This window comes from Deltaproteobacteria bacterium, assembly GCA_023382265.1.
Classification (GTDB): Bacteria; JAMCPX01; JAMCPX01; order JAMCPX01; family JAMCPX01; genus JAMCPX01.
Genome location: JAMCPX010000026.1, coordinates 15,161 through 34,012, shown reverse-complemented (window position 1 = coordinate 34,012; position 18,852 = coordinate 15,161). Strand labels below are relative to the sequence as shown.

Below are 18,852 nucleotides of genomic sequence, written 5' to 3'. Positions count from 1 at the left end.
CACCCGTCATACACAGGCGGGGATAATTGAGTGTGTTTGTATTAAAACTTTGCGTATGATAAATAAGTTTTACATGGACAATAAATCTATTATATTTGCTGCAAGGTATATGTTCCCTGTAACATCCTCTGCTATAAAGAACGGGGCTGTTTATGTTCGTAACGGCATTATTTATGATTTTGGGGATCTAAAAAAGATCACGTCACGGTATAAGGATGTAGTGGTACGGGAGCTTGGCAGCGGCATATTGATGCCAGGATTTATTAATGCACATACGCATCTTGAACTCGGTTCATTAAAAGCAAAGCTTGAACCCGGGGATAGTTTTCCTTCATGGATTTTAGAGATCCTTAAGTACAGGCTGGGTTTAACAAAAAAGAAGGCTATAGAATCTGTTCAAAAAGGGATAGAATCGCTTATCCGTTCCGGGGTTGTCGGAGTTGGTGAGATCTCTACACTCGGCTATGATGTAGAACCTTTATCAAAATCACATTTGTACACAGTGCTTTTTAAAGAATTTACATCCGCAAAGAAACTAAATCAAGGAATGTTCAAATCGTCTGACAGTATGGAGCAAAGGCCTTTTTTACATGCACCATACTCTACCTCATCGGAAGCCTATATACTTGCATCAAAGCTATTTAATACTTACGGCACTCATATTGCCGAAAGCATTGACGAGTTCAAACTTATAACGGGTAAGTCGAACGAATTTATCAAAAAATTCAGCCCGTTTATCAGGAGAAAACCGCTTATGCGAAGAAGTATTTCCCCTGTTGATTATATATGCAGGCTTGGGTTTTTAGATAAAAATGCAACACTGGTCCATTTTGTCCATATTGATAAATACGATCTTGAACTCGCACGGGTACACAACTCTGGTATTGTCCTTTGCCCAAGAAGTAATGCATATCTCGGCGTTGGCTTACCAAGAATAGATTTGCTTTATGATTATCCAAGAGTTGGTCTTGGAACAGACGGATTGAGCAGTAATGTATCGCTTGATATGACGGAAGAAATAAGGTTTCTCTATTTAATGTCGAGGCCTATTATAAAGGAAAAAGCAGAGTTTTTTGCAATAAGAGCTGCAACTATTGGAAGTGCTATGTCATTATTTATAGAAGATAAGCTTGGAAGTATTGAAAAAGGCAAGCTTGGTGCATTGATCTACCTTGATACAGAAATAACAAAAAACTTTTACCTCTCAATCATAAACACCCAGTCTTCGCAAATAAGAAATTTAACGGATGTTTAAGTTTTTTCTGGACCCGGATTACATTTTTTATGTTAAAGCCAGCCATAGAACACGCTATAAATTGTAGAAAATAACCTTGATCTATGGATGAAGAAAAATGTTTTAAACCATTTAAGCTCTGATCTGTAAACCTTAAATCTTTTTATTCTGTACGTATCTCCGCCTTTTGTATTTGCCCCTTTATCTGTTGTTATTGCACCCTTATAACCCAGATCCTTTATAACTTTAATGAGCTTTCTGTTGTACTGCCCCCAAGGGAAGCAAAAAAATCCAGGGTCCCGTCCCGTATGTTCTAAAATCGTTTGTTTGCTTTTTTTTAAGTCTGTCTTAATCCTGTTTATGTAAATGTCATTTGCTTCATACATGTATTTAACAGGATTTTTCTTTTTATATTTAATATACTCCGTTTTAAGCGCGTTTAATCCTTCATCAGTGTATGGATCAAAGGGCTTTTCTTTTGTAAGCGTAAAAAGCCGATTATTGAGTCTTATATCCCCAGTGAAGATTTTGTATGCCAGGAATGAGCCTGTTTTGTATTTGACCGTACCCTGCCGAGTATCTCCGGATATCTGCCAATCAAGCTCTGCCCCCGTATTAAAGCCTTTTACGGTGTCATCAATATAAACCCGATCATGGTAAAGGCTGTGGTCTTCTATGCTCGCAAGCCCTGTCTCAATCATTACTTTTAATTCGTCCCATGTGGCGAACTTATCCATTGCTTCTTTATTTGTACCGGTTCTTGAAGGATAGCCTCTTTGAACCTCCCGCTCCGGATTATCCGATGTTTGCTTCCTTACGCCGGATACTACAAATATGGTTGCCTTGAGATTATGCTTTTTAAGCAATGGCATAAGATAATGATAATTACAGTAAAAACCGTCATCGAATGTTAGAACAAAGCTTTTTCTATGTAATCTTAATCCGCCTTTCATAAATCCATACAATTCATCAAGCGATACGGAATGATAGCCTCTGAAGATCAGGTACTTCATCTGTGTTTCAAACACCTGTGGTGTGACAGGGTCACCCGGCTCTATATGATGGTAGTAAAGCACCGGAATCGAATATGCAAAAAATTCAAGATACCAAACAGTAAAAATAATAAATGCGATAAGTAATAGGATAATAATCATAATACCGATTCAAATAATTTCAGAGTTTTTTCTGTAACAACATTGACGGAAAAGTTTTTTATTACTGCCTCTCTTGCGTTTGTACCGAGATTCGTCCGGTAATCGGGATTATCGATCAGCCTGCATACCGCATTTGCTATTTCATCGGGAGATGCAGGCTCTATTAGCATACCGGTCCTGCCGTCATCTATCGCATCTATCATGCCGCCTGACCTGCTTGCTATCACGGGCTTTTTCATTGACATTGCCTCGAGCATGGCTGTTCCAAGCCCTTCTACAAGTGATGGGAAAACAAAAATATCCATTGCCTTTAGATACGGTCTAACATCATGCCGGTTCCCTGTAAATATTATCCTGTCTCCCATATCAAGGTTCTTGGCAAGCTCTGACAATTCAATGTCTTGATCACTCACGCCGACATCAACTAATAATGCTTCAGGATGTTTTTTTAGTATTGCAGGCATAGCCTCTATAAGATACTTGTGTCCCTTTTGTGGATTGGCATTTCCGACGGTCCCTATAATTGTACCATGATTATCAAAGCCCTGCGCCGGTGCAGTATGTTCCGGATTAAAAAAATCCGTATCAACTGCATCAGGGATCAGACTTATGATATCTTCATTAACGCCCGTTCTTATAAGGCTGTCCTTTACATCGTTTGATATCGCAATAACACCGTGCACAAACCATTCATACTTAATCTTTGCCGAGATTCTTGAAGGTATGCCGTAAGATACCCTCCTTGTTACAAAGAATTTTGAACGAATTGAAAGCATATTGGATATCATTGCAATGGTGTGGGCGGTAGGCCTGTGAACATTTATAATATCAGGCTTTAATGTTTTCAATATACCCGTCATTCTGAAAATTGAAAACATATCAGCTTCCTTGTTCATCCTTAAGAAATGTACATCAAAACCGTCGTTGCTTAATCTTTTACCAAGTTCACTGCCTGTGGATGTGACAATGGATACATCATGTCCCTTTATCTTCAAACCTTTTGCGAGCAGGTAAACCTGATGCTGTCCACCGCTCCAGCCTGTTGACGATGTTACAAGTAAAATCTTCATTTTATAAAAATTATTTTAACATGAATTATTGAATTAAGCATAGATATTTAAGCCAAATCATGACAATCTTCTTACTTCCCTGGTTTTTTAGCGTGTTTTTTTACAATAAACCTGTAAAAGAGATTATCAAGTATACCAGGTATTGCATAGTTGACAAACTGTATGGATTTGATTGCAACAACCTCTCTCTTTTCTTTTTCCATGGCATTAACTATCATCTTTGCAACCCTGTCCGGTTTTAAGATGAACATCCTTCTGACAGCTTTATTATCCTCAAAATCTATGCCTTTTTCTTTCATTGCATTTCCAGCAAATCCTGTTTCAACCTCGGGCGGACAGAAATTTAAGGTTTTTACATTCCGATCCTTTAATTCAACCCTTAGTGCATCCGAGATTGCATCAACCATACTTTTTGACCCTGAGTATGCACCGAGAAAAGGTATGGCCCTTTTACTTGCAACAGATGATATATTGACAATCATGCCGCGTGATTTTTGTATATACGGCAGCGTAAGCTGAATCATATTGATTACGCCGTAAACATTTGTTTTCATCATTTTATCAAATGAACCCATGTCCATCCGTTCTATGGACCCATAGTATGCAACGCCTGCATTGTTAATGAGGATATCAAGCGATTTAAAACGGCTTATTATTTCTTTTACAGCCTTCTCAGAGCTTTCTCTGTTACCTACATCTCCGGCCACGGCTATTGCATTATTGCCCAATTCCTTTACGAGTCTGTCAAGCGCAGGCTTGTTGCGTGCCATTAAACCGAGCCTTGCACCTTTGTTTATGAGTAATCGTCCGATCGCACTGCCTATGCCACCCGAGGCACCTGTAAGCAGGATTGTTTTGTTATTTAATTGCATATTTATTTACCTCTTGATTACATCTAAAAAGAAATTAACGCTCCAGTCAAGCAGGATAAAGTAATGCTGGACATTCAGCTTATAAGTTGATAATAAAATCAAAAAATATCGGGGAGGTTCATTATGGAGAAAAATCCAAAAGATGCTGTGATAGTAGCAGCAACAAGGACAGCAATAGCAAGGGCAAACAAAGGTAGTCTTATAAATGTAAGGTCGGATGATTTTGGCGCTCATGTTGTAAGAGAGGTTGTAAAACTGACTCCAAAACTTGATCCGAGGGAGATAGAGGATCTTGTCGTTGGATGCGCCATGACAGACGGTGAACAGGGTCTGAATGTGGCAAGGGTAATAGGTATACTTGCCGGACTACCCGTGGAGGTCCCGGCTGCAACATTCAACAGGTTTTGTTCATCGAGTCTCGAGGCTATAAACTTTGTAGCCATGCGAATAATGACGGAATTTATAGATGTTGGCATAGCCGCAGGCATAGAAAGTATGAGCCATATCCCGATGGGAGGATTAAATCCTGACAAGGCATTAAACATACCGTTATTAAATGATATCCAGGAAGGCAAGCAGCCAAACGTGTATATTACAATGGGACAGACTGCAGAGAATGTGGCAGTTAAATACAAGATATCAAGAGAGGATCAGGATAAATTCTCGTATGAAAGCCATGTAAAAGCCGTAAAGGCCATCAAAGCCGGATTATTTAAAAAGGAGATCATAGGCATAAATGCGCCGCAGGCGGACGGCACAATCAAGTTCTTTGATACCGATGAATGCCCGAGAGAGAACACATCACTTGAAAAACTTGCTTCATTGCCGCCAGCATTTTCAGACACTGGCACTGTAACAGCCGGGAATTCAAGCCCGCTTAATGATGGGGCAGGGGCTGTAATGTTGATGTCCAGGGAAAAGGCAAAATCACTCGGCATAGAGCCTCTTGCTACTATAAGGGCAATGGCTGCTGTCGGAGTACCGCCGGAGCTAATGGGCATAGGTCCTATCGGAGCAGTGAGAAAGGTTTTGTCAAAAGCGAAACTTATACTAAAGGATATCGGCGTAATCGAGCTGAATGAGGCGTTTGCATCTCAATCGCTTGCCGTAATAAGAGAACTCGGAATACAGGCAGAAAAAGTGAATCCAAAAGGCGGTGCAATTGCGATAGGGCATCCACTTGGTGCAACCGGCGCACGGATCATGACAACACTTGTTAATGAAATGGCCGATAACAACGTAACATTCGGCATTGAAACCATGTGTGTTGGAGGAGGGATGGGCGTGGCAACTATTGTTGAAAGAGGATAAATGGCATGGATGTAACCCGCCATTAAGAAGCAATAGATTATTTTATTGAATGATGTTGGAGTGGCGGCCCGTTGGGTTGCCCAAAACAATGTAACACAGTTCGATCCAGGGAATCGTCCCTACAGAATATTGATCCATTGATGATTCGTAGGGACAGACCTGTGTCTGCCCTGTGAATGGGCGACCTCATAGGGTTAGGTTTCTTTACGGGGTTTTCCGTGATTCCGGGCTGTACGTCGTAGCAATTGCAAGTCTATGCAGTCCTGCTGATCTCACTGCCTCCATAACGTCAACAACCCTTCCGTGCAGAACATCTTTATCTGCTACTATAATAACAAGCATGTCGGGTGTTGATTTACCCGTTGGCACAAGCTGCGATCTAAGCCCGTTCTTAGTAACCAATTTTTTATTATAGAATATCTGACCTTTTGCATCTATATAAATCCTTATCTCGCCTTTTGGTTTAATCATTACATCGCCTTTGCCGTGAGGTAGATTTACCTTTATGCCGGGTGATGAAATAAACGTTGTTGAGAGCATAAAAAAGATAAGCAGGTTTAAAAACACATCAACCATGTTGATCACGTCTATATGTAGTTCGTGCTTGTTTTTTACTTTAAAATTCATGATAAATGCCATTAAAGGTTTATGGCATTATCTCCTTATTTTTAACCGGCATAACACTGAGTATCTTTACCGCGTCTGCTTCAAGTGCTATCGATAATTTGGTAAGCACGCCGTCTATATATTTGTAAGCTATAAAGGAAATAACGGCAGCACCAAGCCCTGATGCTGTTGCAAACAATGCTTCCGAAATACCAACGGCAAGTAATGATGGGTTGCCTACGCCGCCGACAGCAATAACCTTGAATGCCTTTATAATACCGAATACCGTTCCAAGAAGCCCTAACAGCGGGGTTGTAGCAGCTACTGCCGATATTGCCTCTTCGTACCTGCCAAGTTTTGCAATCTCCTGTTTGCCTGCTGCCTCTACAAGCTCTTTTATGGTATTTTCACCCTTACCGATATTGTTTATTGCAACAAGCACAATGTTTGCAATAGCACTGCCGTCCCTTTTGCACAGCTCTATCGATTTCTCAAGGTCTCCATTTTTAATAAGCCCTTCTATCGCAAGGATAAAGTTATCTGGAATCACCTTTGAACGCCTGAGTGTCCACAACTTCTCAAAAAATATACCTATTGAAAATATAGAAAAAACAAGTATCAGGTAAACAAAAATACCGCCTTTAATAAGTAGCTCCACTTATACCTCCTTTAATACCATGTTATTCATACTTAAACGATACCTCCCCGTTGCCGAGGACACCCGTAACCACAAACTTCAATCTATCGTGCGGATGCGGTTGTAACTTATTGAAACGAACAAGATATAAACGATCCCATGAATCTACACCCGGGAAAAAGCCTTTCATCAGATTATATTGAGAAGACAGGTCGTCTATATAAACAGGTTTTTCCGTACGCTTACCGGCTTTGAGATATAATTTCCATATAGAATCGGAACCATTTATCGAACCGAGGTTCGGCGCCGAGTAAACTATCAGAATAAATTCTTCCCACTTCTCTGAATTATTCTTCTGCTCATCAAACATCTTGATTTTCTCCTGTTCCGGCAACATGTAAATCTTTGCGTATTCATCTACAAAAGCCTTTTTCATTTCAGGATTCATGTATACAACATCAATGGAAAGAACGTCCGTAAAATCTCTTTCGATCATAATGTGTTTTGTGTATTTAGAAACAGTATTTTCATAACGATCCGAAACAGCGCTCCTCGTAAATACACTGCAGCCTGTTAACAATAGAGCCGCTACACCTATTGCAAGGCTACTCTTATTCATTGAGGTCTGCCCTTGTAAAAAGGGAGTATAACCTGTATCCTTTTGATTCAATGTATTTTCTTCCACCCTCAAGCCTATCAAGCATTGCAATAATTCCCGTAACACGCAAACCCGCTTCTTGAACCCTTTCTACAGCCTTTATAGCCGATTCACCTGTCGTTACAACATCCTCAACAACAGCCACTTTATCCCCTGGTGCAAAGCCCTTCATCCCTTCTATCCATGCTCCGGTGCCGTGACTTTTTGCCTCTTTTCTTACTATAAAACCTTTCATATTCATACCCTGCGAGTACCCTACAACTATTATGGCTGATGTAATAGGGTCTGCACCGAGCGTTAGCCCTCCGACGGCTTTTATGTCTTTGAACTCTTTTTTTATGATATCAAGAAATAATTTTCCGACAAGATACGCACCATGCCCATCAAGAGTGGTTTGTTTACCATCAATGTAATAATTACTTTTCTTACCGGAAGAAAGGGTAACGTCCCTTTTCTCATAAGAAAGTTTTTTGATTAGTGCCAGCAGCTGTTGTTTTTCACTGTCCATTTCCCATACTCCTCTCGTCATCAAATAGAATCAACTGGTGATCCCTTTTTGAAGTCTCAAACGGCTCGGGGTAATCGCCGTTAAAACATGCATAACAAAAGTTATCAGCATCGTACCTAACAACAGCCCTTAATCCTTCTAAGCTCAGATACGCCAATGAATCGGCTCCTATAAAGGCGTTGATCTCTTTAAGGGCATGATTGGCTGCTATGAGTTCTTCTTTAGTGGGCGTATCGATGCCATAATAACACGATGATGTGATCGGGGGTGAACTGATCCGGAAATGAACCTTTTTTGCCCCCGCATCCCGTATCATTTTTATAAGCTTTCTGCTCGTTGTTCCTCTTACAATCGAATCATCTATAACTACAATTTCCTTGCCTTCTATAAGCTCAGAAATGGGATTAAGTTTTACCCTGACATTAAAGTCCCTTATAGATTGTTGCGGCTGAATAAATGTTCTGCCGACGTAATGGTTTCTTATTAAAGCCATCTGGAACGGTATCCCTGTTTGCTGTGCATAACCTATTGCAGCAGGCACACCGGAGTCTGGAACAGGTACTATTATATCCGCATCAGCAGGCGACTCTTTGCCAAGCATTTTACCAAGCTCTACCCTTATTGAATAAACACTTTTACCGAATACAATACTATCGGGTCTTGCAAAGTATATGTGCTCGAATACACATTGAGCGCCCCTTGTTGTTCTATCCGAAAATCTGTAGCTCCGCATACCACTCTTGTTTACCATGATCATTTCACCCGGTAAAACATCCCTCATATATTTTGCTCCAATCAAGTCAAAGGCACAGGTTTCAGAGGCAAAGACAAACTTATCATTAATTGTCCCGATGACGAGCGGTCTGAATCCATATGGGTCTCTCACCGCTATGAGTTCATTTTCCGTAAGTACCAGAAGAGAATACGCACCTCGTATTTCATTCAAAGCCTCGGCGAGTCTTTCATGAAGAGTTTCTCTGTTTGACTTGGCAACAAGATGAACAATAACCTCCGTATCCATTGTAGATTGGAAGATACTGCCTTCGTTTTCAAGCCTTGTCCTGATTGTTTCATAATTTACAATATTGCCGTTATGAGCGATTGCAAGCCCGCCCGCTTTATACTCAACAGCAAAAGGCTGGGCATTTCTCAAATCACTCGAACCATAAGTTGAGTATCTTACATGTCCTATTGCGTTTTTGCCCCGAAACATGGCAAGTACATGCTCATTAAAAATCTCATTCACGTATCCCATCTGTTTATATGAATAAAGTTTTGTCCCGTCTGATATGGCAATGCCTGCACTTTCCTGCCCTCTATGCTGGAGCGCGTAAAGCCCAAGATATGTTAACTTTGCTGCATCGTTATCATCCCATATACCAAACACGCCGCAATCTTCTTTTAATTCATCCATAAGATTAATCTATACTATTGTAAACCTTTATTATACACATTTTTTAATTCATTAACAGGAATGGAAAACAGGCCGTCAATGCTCAGCGATTTTCCATTAACTGTCCCAATCGTTTGAAACGGCACATTATTTTTATCCGCCATCAACTTTAACCTTTTTAAGTCTGACCTATCTATAGTTATTAAAATCCTGTGTTGCGTCTCGGAAAACAATTCTATATCGGGTCTGTATCTCCATTTTATCTTTATTTTTGCACCTATATCTCCCGATATTGCGCTTTCTGCTATTGCAACACCAAGCCCTCCCTCAGAACAATCGGTTGCCGATTTCACTATACCCGATTCGTTCATTGTAAGAATTAACTCAATAATCCGATTCTCCAATTCCGGTTTTATCGAGGGCGGGCTGCCCTTTATTGCACCTGTTATAAGTTTAAGATACTCACTGCCGCCAAGCTCATCAAGGGTGTTGCCAAGCGTAATGATGAGATCCCCGTTGTTCTTAAAATCAGGCGTTATGCGTTTATTTACATCATCTATCAATCCCACCATACCAATAACGGGTGTAGGAAATATGGATTTACCCTCTGTTTCATTATAAAAACTAACATTGCCGCTAACGACCGGTATGCCCAATCTCATACAGGCCGACTCAATTCCATTTATTGATTCTATAAACTGCCACATAACTTCAGGTTTTTCCGGATTTCCGTAATTAAGACAATCTGTAATTGCAATTGGTTTTGCTCCGGCACATGCAATATTTCTTGCAGCTTCACATACGGCAATGACAGATCCGGCATACGGGTCAAGATAAGTATACCTGCCATTACCATCGGTCGTTATTGCTATACCCTTTTTTGTGCCTTTTATTCTTATCAAAGCGGTACCGCCGCCGGGTTTTATAACCGTATCCGTGCCTACCATGTAATCGTATTGTTTATACGCCCATGCTTTATTACCTATGCTTGGTGATGCAAGCAAATCGAGTAACGTTTTTTTATAATCACCGGGTTCCGGAAGCTCATCATAAGAAAAATCTTTTAAAGTGCTTATGTGATCAGGCATCTTTGCATACCTTATATAGACTGGCGAGATATCAACAAGCGATGAAAGAGGTAATTGTGCCTTAATTTCATTACCCGTCTTTATTATGATCTCCGGCGATTTTATAAGTTTGCCGATAATGCCGACATCAAGCCCCCATTTCTTAAATATCTTTTCAACCGCTTTTTCATGACCTTTTTTTGCAATAATAAGCATCCTCTCCTGTGATTCGGAAAGCATAACCTCATGCGCAAGCATGCCTTGCTCTCTTGTGGGAACCCTGTCAAGGTCGATCTCAATTCCGAGACCGCCCTTTGCGGCCATTTCCACTGATGATGAAGTAAGCCCTGCAGCACCCATATCCTGTATTGCAACAATATGGTCTGTTTGCATAAGCTCAAGACATGCCTCCATTAGCAGTTTTTCCATAAAAGGATCTCCCACCTGAACAGTTGGTTTTAGTTCCGCGGTTTCCTCTGAAAAGCTCGCGGAAGCCATTGTAGCTCCATGAATCCCGTCCCTTCCTGTTTTAGAACCCACATAAAAAACGGGATTACCTACTCCGTAAGCCTTTGAAAGAAATATGCGATCAACGTTAGCTATTCCAACCGCCATTGCATTAACAAGGATATTGGATTTATATGAATCATCAAAGTATATCTCACCGCCGACGGTCGGGATACCCATGCAATTACCGTATCCAGCAATACCCGATACAACACCATCTATCAGATATCTCATTTTATCATTGTCGGGTTCTCCGAACCTTAGGGAATCAAGTATAGCAACAGGTCTTGCACCCATTGTAAAAACGTCTCTAAGTATGCCGCCAACACCTGTTGCAGCACCATTGTACGGCTCAATAAATGATGGATGATTATGGCTCTCCATTTTAAAGATCACTGCAAGCCCATTACCTATTGAAACAGCCCCCGCATTCTCGCCTGGGCCGATCAAAACCTGTTTACCTGTTGAGGGCAGTCTTTTAAGGTAAACCTTTGAGCTTTTATAACTGCAATGTTCACTCCACATAGCAGAGAATATCCAGAGCTCTGTAATGTTGGGTTCTCTGCCTAAATATTTAACTATTTTTTTATACTCGCTGGTTGCGATATTAAGTTCTTTAAGCATCCTGTCTAATTTTTCCATATCATGCCTTCATATAGTTAATAGTTCCATCCGTCAACTTCAAGCTCCATCTCAGCAGCAGCGTTACAGTGCTCCGGTATTGTTGCATGAGCTCTTATGCTGTTTGAGTTTTCTGTTGACGCAAGCTTTACTCTCATACCGGTCTACTTTTTGAGTAATTAATTGTACAATCCATACTTTTAAGCTGGCGTATGAAGCGAACAGGCAAATTCTCGTATCTCATTTTTGGGTTAAAATCAGTTTGCAATGTTATGGTATAAACCCGTTAATAATCTAAAACAGTACCGCAATAAAACCTCCGTTATAGAGCCTGCTTGTTCCTTTAAATGCAAGAAATCTTCCATCGTAGCCTACTTCCACGGATACACCGGATGATAGATTAAATGCAAGTCCTACAGGGTACAGCAAAAGGTTGTAGGGCGCACCCAGTACCGGGTTCGTGTTTGCAGATACACCGGATACGTCCTGCATGTAAGAAGGCCTTATGCTCAGGCTTGTACTTTCAGACAGACCTATTTTAAGTAGTGCCGATACAACTGGTCCGTTTATATTATATACCAATTGTTGTAACGGAGCCGATTGATAAGCGGCTTTAAATAGTGCTGATGCAACGGGATCATTTCTCACATCCGGCAACACATCATTTATCATCTCAAGGTCGCCCCATCCGGCACCAATCATAAGGATGTTTCTGCTGGTGTGTAAAAAAGCGTATGAAATCAGTGCATGTATGAGTATGATCTGCTCATTTGCGATATACGTGTCCGAACCGGTGGGCAGAATATTGTTACTCAGCGTAAGATATCTTTGAGCCGAGTCCGTATAGTTTGCCATCCCCGATACTGCAAGATATTTATTGATAAAAAAATCTGCGTTTACACCCGCGCCTCCATAAACAGAATCGCTGCTTGTGCCTTGTTCATATACCTCTCCAGCCATTAAATAGGGTTCTATGTAAAAAGTTTTTCCATAGCTTTCTTCATACCCGTGCGCATGATGCCCTGTACGTGTAATATTTCCTATGCCCTTCCCATGAGTTATAGGGATACGCTTGTTAACCAGTTGCGTATACCCAAAACTCGCAAGCCCCACGATGTAGGGGCTCTGGGAAAGGTATATCTCATAGGTATGTACGCCTTCAGGCACATCAATGGGTATAGAATGTACCTCTACAGACGGGTTGTAACCTTTAATCCCTTCAAAGGAAAGGGTAGATCTCGTGGTCTTGGGAAACATATATTGATTTGTCATATAGCTGTCCTTTTTTATGAACAGTCTGAATGCGGGTAAACCAATATATCTTTGAGATATCGCGGTTTTTATATAAACAATAAGCTTACCCGGTCCACCCACTTCGATCTTCAAGGGCATTTGTCTGGTAAATTCTATCATGGAATAAACCCTGCCGCCATCTACTATACGCAGGAACCTGTTTCCGGAAAGCATCATCAGACCATGCTGTGGCAACTGCTGTGCAAAGACATCAAGCGGCATAAAACTCAGAAAAAGTAATATAATTATTAATGACTTATTTGGTTTCATATTACCTCCATCCACATCCCTTATTTTTGTGTTACATTATCAGACATATTAATATTTTTCAATAAAAAAAAGCCCCGTATTTGACGGGGCTTTAATACTAAAATTTAGCTTATAGCTCTCAGTAACTCGTTAACTGTACATCACCGCTGACTGCTGTATTGGTGGTTATGTTTTTTACATCATTGGCGCCGCCTGTAAATAAGGTATACGGAGTCAACTTCTGCGAATTCTGCAATGTTATTCTCCCGCCGTATGTGTAGATAATAGACGCACCCTTTGCAGTAGGTGGAGTTGTGATACTCGGGGTAAGTGTCAGAGTTGTATTATTGTTGGATAGAACTCCGGTTACTGTAGCCGAACCGAGGACACCGCCAGAGCCGGCTGATAGCGTTACGTTAAAGGTAGTCGTGCTAAGAATAATGGGCTGGTTAAACGTTATGACAAGCACACCGTTGGCTGTAATCTGTCCGGATACCGAGTTCGATGCAGAAACTGCGTAAAGCGTATCATAAGCAGACAGCATGGTCACGACTTGAGTTGTTGAAGATGTTCCGATGAAAAACACTGCAGATGGAGTCGTTTCAAGCTGCTCACCATTGAATGTCATGGCAGGTACCACCGCATTGTAATTACCGCCAAGGGTCAAGGTTCCGCTGCTAAATGTTGCCAATCCTGCTGCATTGGTAGTTGCATTCAACTCCGGATACAACCCGCCCGAAGGAACAAGCCTGTCACCGGTATTAGCGGTTGTACTGTTATTGGTTACGTTCTGCTTTAAGAGAACGTTTGCATTCGGGATCGGTACGCCGTAAGGATCGAGTACAGAAATGGTTAAATTACCAGCAGATGAACCGAGAGGGAAGAGATAGATATTTCCTATTTCGTTAATTACACTATCAACAATAGGGACTACGGCTGAATTGGCGCTCAATTCCACATCAGCATCAAACTCCTGATATCCAGGCTTGATAACAACAAGTTGATAAACAGTATCTCCATTAACTATATCAACCGGAATATTGCTAAAAGCATATTCACCAGCGAGTGGATTATTAGTATCCGTGATCAGCTTGTTCGGTGTGCGGGTTGATGTACCTTGAATTAAAAATAACTGAAGATTCCCGCCTCCTATGGCTGCACCGGTAAGAGCATCCATGATCGTTCCCTGAAGTGTCCCGGTAATGTTATACTGCTGAACAGCTGTGGTAGGGGTACTGGCCTGATTGGTTGTGCCGCAGCCGAAAAGCATTCCTCCCATAAACAAAACACTTAAGATAATAAATAACTTTTTCATTACATTTTCCTCCTTTTTTTAGTGATTTATTTTTATATTATATCACACAAAATGTAAAAGTCAATATGTTTAATTTGTCTTATCAAGCCTGAACCAATCAACCCCTTCACTTAGGTATGAAAGCCTTTCTCTTAGATTTATAAGGAGAGATTTTGTGTGATTCAACATAGAGATATTTTCTTCTATAATCTTAAGACTATTCTCGATTGTGTCCACTGCTGTTTTGTTTTCCTGCTTCTGCATACCAAGTGTTTGATTAACGCTTGTAATAGAATGCATTGTGGTATCCGCATTTTTTGTTATCTGCTGAATGGTTCTTGTTTGCTCAGAAGTCGCTATATGTAGTTTATTTGTCAGTTGTTTTATACCCTCTATCGTTTGATTGATCTGAGTTGTGCCGCTTACCTGATCATTCATTGCAGAGAGTATTTGTTTTGAAACCTTTGAGATCATCTCCTGCGCTTCTGCAATAGTGTTTATACCAATCGATTGTTCTTTTACCATCCTTGCTATTGATAAAGCCATTGCTCCTGCATCCTGTGAGCTTTGTTTTATTATGGTTAATTTACTATGTGTCGTTTTTGTCAGATTGATTCCGTCATCCACTGATTTGATATCTGTATCAGCGGCAATTTTAGCCTTTTGCATTTCTACATTTATGGATTTTATTATCCTGTCTATTTCCGTTGTAGAAAGTTTTGTTCTTTCCGCAAGATCATTTATCTCCTGGGCTACTACGGCAAAACCTTTACCGTGTTCTCCTGCCTGATTTGCTATTATCGCTGCATTAAGTGCAAGAAGATTTGTTTTATCCGCGATTTGATTTATACCATCGAGTACATCCATTATTTGATTAGAACCCTGAACAAGCGAATTGATGGATGCCACGATGCCGTCTGTTGCCTGCTTTATCTTACCTATACCTTTCAATGTTTCATCAGCTGATTTTAAACCATCTATGGCTTCATTTTTAACGGTTTCCGAAAGGTTTGCACTGTGTATTGAAGATTCACTTATATCTTTTACCGCACTCCGCATCTGATTCATAGATGCTGTTGATTCTTCAATATATTTTGACAGCTCACCGGCGTTATTTGATACTTCTTTAATAGAGCTTGCTATTTCTTCAATAGAAACGGATATGTCGCCTACAGATACCGTTAATTTTTCCGTAGAATTATCAACCTCTCCGATTGAACTCATAAATTCGTTTAATGCAGCATTAATATCAGAATATTGACCGACAATCCCTTCCATCGTATTTGCTATATTGTCTATGCCTGTCATAACGGAATTTATTGCATTAAACGCAAGTTTTAGTCCCGATATCTCCTTATTATAACTTTTTTCAAGTCCATTGTATGTGTCCGAAAGGGATGAGGAAATATCAATGACCTCTTTTGTTACGTCTTTTATTTTTATTATAACTTCTTTTAATTTTGAAGTTGTTTCATTAAAAGCCTTTGTTAGCATTCCAAACTCGTCATTCGAATAAATTCTCGCAAGGTGCGTCAATTCTCCACTCCCAACCTGTCTTGTGTGTGAGAGCAGTTTTAGCGCAGGTCTGGTAATTATGTATATAGAAAAGTATGTGATAAAGATAACTATAAAATAGATGATGATGGAAATCCAGACATTATGCCTAAAATCCTTCCATAACACATTGCTTAGATCTGAATAAGACAAGACAATTGCTACATAACTAACTGGATTGGTTGGAATGGAATTTATAAAATACTTGTGTCTCATTCCACTGATAGTACCTTTGGCTGCATGTTTTTTTTGTATATAGTTCAAAACATTCTGTGGAACTATTTCAGCCCGTCCGTTTTCACTGTATGAACCTATTATCTCCCCGCTCTGCGTAAGGACATAAACGCTCTGTAGCCCCTGTACGAGTTTTTTTACCTCAGATAGTGATTCTCCAGATATATGCGGAACCGTTCCGGATGTGAACTGAGTTGCCAATTGATAGGACAGATATGATGACTCCATACTTGTAACACTTGCAGCCTGTTTCGTAATATTATCATAGAAACCGGATTTTAAGCCGTACCAGTTAAAGATTAATTGAGTGGCTTCAAGTATAAATAATATTCCTGCTATGAGTAAAGTTATTTTAAGTCTTATATTGATACTAAACACTTTAAAGACCTCCTTTTTATACCTTCATACACCATTAAGACTCATATAATCAAGTTTATCAATGATATTGGTATCGAAAAGCACTTTCACGAAAGAGCTCTAAATACTCCTGCCTCTGTAACCGTACAAGCTTTTTTAGCCCCTGCACTTAGCCATCTGGGAATTTTTCTAAATCTTCAATCACGGAGATGAAAGCTTATGGATTCTTGACAAACTAAAAGTTTTGTTCCGCTATTTCCAGCTGGTTCAAACTCTTTGTCTCCGTGTATACGCCTGACCAATTGCGGCCCCAACCCTTATTCTTGACAATTACATAACAAAGATATATATTGATAATGATATTTATTCAGAATAGATTGTGCTCAACGGACTGGAGCCAAAAAGGACGAAAAATTGTATAAGCTATATCTGATCAATGCCTAACCGTATAATATTAAAATTAACTTCAGGAGGTTTATATGAAGAACACGAAACTGAACAGAAGTCTTTTAAACGGATTAACGAATGTGGCCGCGCATATACCGGACAGGATGTTCCTATCAATTGTAAAATCAAAGGTGGATCTAATTAAGTATCCCGATGCAAGAGATTTTATAAATCTACTGCTCCTTAACTTTAAGCGGCAATATAAACGCCTTGCACCTACTGTCAAGAAAAGATTTACAGAAAACCTGTTTGGGAATGCCATGTTATTTGCCTCCGAAAAAATAGATAAATTCATAAAAGAGTATGGATTTATACCACCTTCGCTTCCGGTGATCAGCCCGACTTTCAGATGCAATCTAAAATGCTATGGCTGTTATTCAGCAAACTATACGCAGGATGACGTACTTGATTTTAATACGATAGATAGGGTTCTGACTGAGAGTAAAGAGTACGGTATGTATTTTGCCGTAATTACCGGTGGAGAGCCGTTTATACGAAAAGATATGATGAAGATCTTTGAGAAGCACAACGATATGATCTTTCAGGTTTACACAAACGGTGTTTATATAGAGAAGGATGATCTTGCAAAGGATATAGTAAAACTCGGGAATATAATCCCCTGTTTTTCCGTAGAGGGTTTTGAAGAGCAGACAGACGCGAGGAGAGGCAAAGGTGCATTTAATACTGTTATGTCACTTATGGACGAATTAAGAGGGCTCGGCGGACTTTATGGCTTTTCTGCCACCGCAACGAAAGAGAATAACGAACTCATTGTAAGTGATGAGTTTGTAGACTTTTTTGAGAAAAAGGGATGTTACGTAGGCTGGTATTTTAACTATATGCCTATTGGGAGATCCCCTGATATAGATTTAATGCCTACACCACAGCAAAGATACTACCGCGGCAAAAGGATTCGTGAGTTGAGAAAAACAAGACAACTGCCTATTATTGATTTCTGGATGGACGGAACGGTTGCGGGTTCAGACGGCCATGCATGCCTTGCCGGAGGAAGGGGTTATTTTCATGTTACAGCAAGCGGTCATGTAGATCCGTGCGTCTTTGTCCAGTATCATACGGACAGTATTGTAGACAATAAAGTAATCGATATACTCCGTTCGCCTCTGTTTACAACAATAAGGAAGAGACAGGAAGAGTATACAAACCTCTTAATGCCATGCATGGTTATTGATAGACCGCAGGTGCTCAGGGATGTAGTAGCCTCTTCAGGTGCGGTACCTTCACAGGGCGGAGGATGGGAGACGGTAACGACTCTTGGCCCCAGTCTTGATAAATATGCAAGAGAATATAGCAAGATAGCTCAGGAATCATGGGATACTGAATATAAAGGACCAAAAGAAACGGGGACCGAGCATCATATAGGAAATGGCACGGTAGAGGATTACATAAATATGTTTGGTGACAGGATAAAGAAGGATATGATAAAATAAAAAGAAAGATTTTGGTTGTTAAAATTAACAATAAAATAATATACGGGCAATATGAACATCTCTGCCACTTATAATCAAAAGATTTCTTCGATGTTTACGCAGGGTAAAGCGGTTTACGTTGTCATTCCTGCAATAGCGGTAATCCTTAGAATGTATGCCCACATACTCTGGTATAACATATACCAGACGCCTGCTTTTGGGGAGCTTAATTGCCTTTTCCCTGCATTTTGTACTTTGGTTGATTTAGGGTTCTTTATTGAGCGGACAGGTACTGCTGAGGCCGGTATGGACTCCTGCATAGAATTGACAGGCTGGTAGAGCAGTGGTAAAAGGGATTC

The 18,852-nt window shown here is 40.3% G+C and carries 16 protein-coding genes; 4 read left to right on the top strand and 12 right to left on the bottom strand.

Annotated features, from left to right (window positions below; all coding sequences use genetic code 11):
* The first annotated feature begins 55 nt into the window (after positions 1-55).
* Positions 56-1,255, top strand: coding sequence for an amidohydrolase family protein (locus tag M1381_05180; protein ID MCL4478479.1), 1,200 nt, complete (start codon positions 56-58; stop codon positions 1,253-1,255).
* A gap of 32 nt (positions 1,256-1,287) precedes the next feature.
* On the opposite strand, the gene M1381_05175 is transcribed toward M1381_05180, so the two are convergent.
* The 3 genes from M1381_05175 to M1381_05165 all read right to left on the bottom strand — a co-directional run bounded on the left by M1381_05175 (position 1,288) and on the right by M1381_05165 (position 4,330).
* The gene (locus M1381_05175; protein MCL4478478.1) at positions 1,288-2,388 is read right to left on the bottom strand and encodes a polysaccharide deacetylase family protein; all 1,101 of its coding nucleotides are present in this window, start codon (positions 2,386-2,388) and stop codon (positions 1,288-1,290) included.
* The gene (locus M1381_05170; GenBank protein MCL4478477.1) at positions 2,385-3,458 is read right to left on the bottom strand and encodes a glycosyltransferase family 4 protein; all 1,074 of its coding nucleotides are present in this window, start codon (positions 3,456-3,458) and stop codon (positions 2,385-2,387) included. Before M1381_05170 ends, M1381_05175 begins: the two co-directional genes overlap by 4 nt.
* 71 nt (positions 3,459-3,529) lie before the next feature.
* On the bottom strand, positions 3,530-4,330 hold the full coding sequence (locus tag M1381_05165; protein MCL4478476.1) for an SDR family NAD(P)-dependent oxidoreductase: 801 nt from the start codon (positions 4,328-4,330) through the stop codon (positions 3,530-3,532).
* 123 nt (positions 4,331-4,453) lie between these two features.
* Here M1381_05165 and M1381_05160 point away from each other — a divergent pair, with 123 nt between their 5' ends.
* Positions 4,454-5,641 carry a thiolase family protein gene (locus M1381_05160; protein ID MCL4478475.1) on the top strand — a complete coding sequence of 396 codons (1,188 nt, stop codon included), beginning with the start codon at positions 4,454-4,456 and terminating at the stop codon, positions 5,639-5,641.
* Between the two features lie 204 nt (positions 5,642-5,845).
* Here M1381_05160 and M1381_05155 read toward each other — a convergent pair whose 3' ends face one another.
* The 9 genes from M1381_05155 to M1381_05115 form a co-directional block, all read right to left on the bottom strand.
* Entirely contained in the window at positions 5,846-6,268 is a 423-nt protein-coding gene (locus M1381_05155; GenBank protein MCL4478474.1) for a biopolymer transporter ExbD, read from the bottom strand.
* Between the two features lie 19 nt (positions 6,269-6,287).
* Positions 6,288-6,905 carry a MotA/TolQ/ExbB proton channel family protein gene (locus M1381_05150; protein ID MCL4478473.1) on the bottom strand — a complete coding sequence of 206 codons (618 nt, stop codon included), beginning with the start codon at positions 6,903-6,905 and terminating at the stop codon, positions 6,288-6,290.
* Between the two features lie 22 nt (positions 6,906-6,927).
* Entirely contained in the window at positions 6,928-7,503 is a 576-nt protein-coding gene (locus M1381_05145) for a hypothetical protein (GenBank protein MCL4478472.1), read from the bottom strand.
* Positions 7,496-8,050, bottom strand: a complete 555-nt coding sequence (gene pyrE / locus M1381_05140; protein MCL4478471.1) for an orotate phosphoribosyltransferase — start codon at positions 8,048-8,050, stop codon at positions 7,496-7,498. Before pyrE ends, M1381_05145 begins: the two co-directional genes overlap by 8 nt.
* Positions 8,040-9,464, bottom strand: a complete 1,425-nt coding sequence (purF, locus tag M1381_05135) for an amidophosphoribosyltransferase (protein MCL4478470.1) — start codon at positions 9,462-9,464, stop codon at positions 8,040-8,042. Before purF ends, pyrE begins: the two co-directional genes overlap by 11 nt.
* Positions 9,465-9,478: 14 nt before the next feature.
* Positions 9,479-11,659 (bottom strand): phosphoribosylformylglycinamidine synthase subunit PurL, encoded by a 2,181-nt coding sequence (gene purL, locus M1381_05130; protein ID MCL4478469.1) that lies wholly within the window; start codon positions 11,657-11,659, stop codon positions 9,479-9,481.
* A gap of 273 nt (positions 11,660-11,932) precedes the next feature.
* Positions 11,933-13,201 carry a hypothetical protein gene (locus M1381_05125; protein ID MCL4478468.1) on the bottom strand — a complete coding sequence of 423 codons (1,269 nt, stop codon included), beginning with the start codon at positions 13,199-13,201 and terminating at the stop codon, positions 11,933-11,935.
* Positions 13,202-13,319: 118 nt separating this feature from the next.
* Complete coding sequence (locus M1381_05120; GenBank protein ID MCL4478467.1) at positions 13,320-14,495, bottom strand: hypothetical protein; 1,176 nt, start codon at positions 14,493-14,495, stop codon at positions 13,320-13,322.
* A 69-nt stretch (positions 14,496-14,564) separates the two neighbouring features.
* Positions 14,565-16,640, bottom strand: a complete 2,076-nt coding sequence (locus M1381_05115; protein MCL4478466.1) for a methyl-accepting chemotaxis protein — start codon at positions 16,638-16,640, stop codon at positions 14,565-14,567.
* A gap of 458 nt (positions 16,641-17,098) precedes the next feature.
* Here M1381_05115 and M1381_05110 point away from each other — a divergent pair, with 458 nt between their 5' ends.
* Both M1381_05110 and M1381_05105 read left to right on the top strand, forming a co-directional pair.
* Positions 17,099-18,514, top strand: a complete 1,416-nt coding sequence (locus tag M1381_05110; GenBank protein ID MCL4478465.1) for a radical SAM protein — start codon at positions 17,099-17,101, stop codon at positions 18,512-18,514.
* 51 nt (positions 18,515-18,565) lie between these two features.
* Positions 18,566-18,832, top strand: a complete 267-nt coding sequence (locus M1381_05105; GenBank protein ID MCL4478464.1) for a hypothetical protein — start codon at positions 18,566-18,568, stop codon at positions 18,830-18,832.
* The last annotated feature ends 20 nt before the right edge of the window (positions 18,833-18,852 follow it).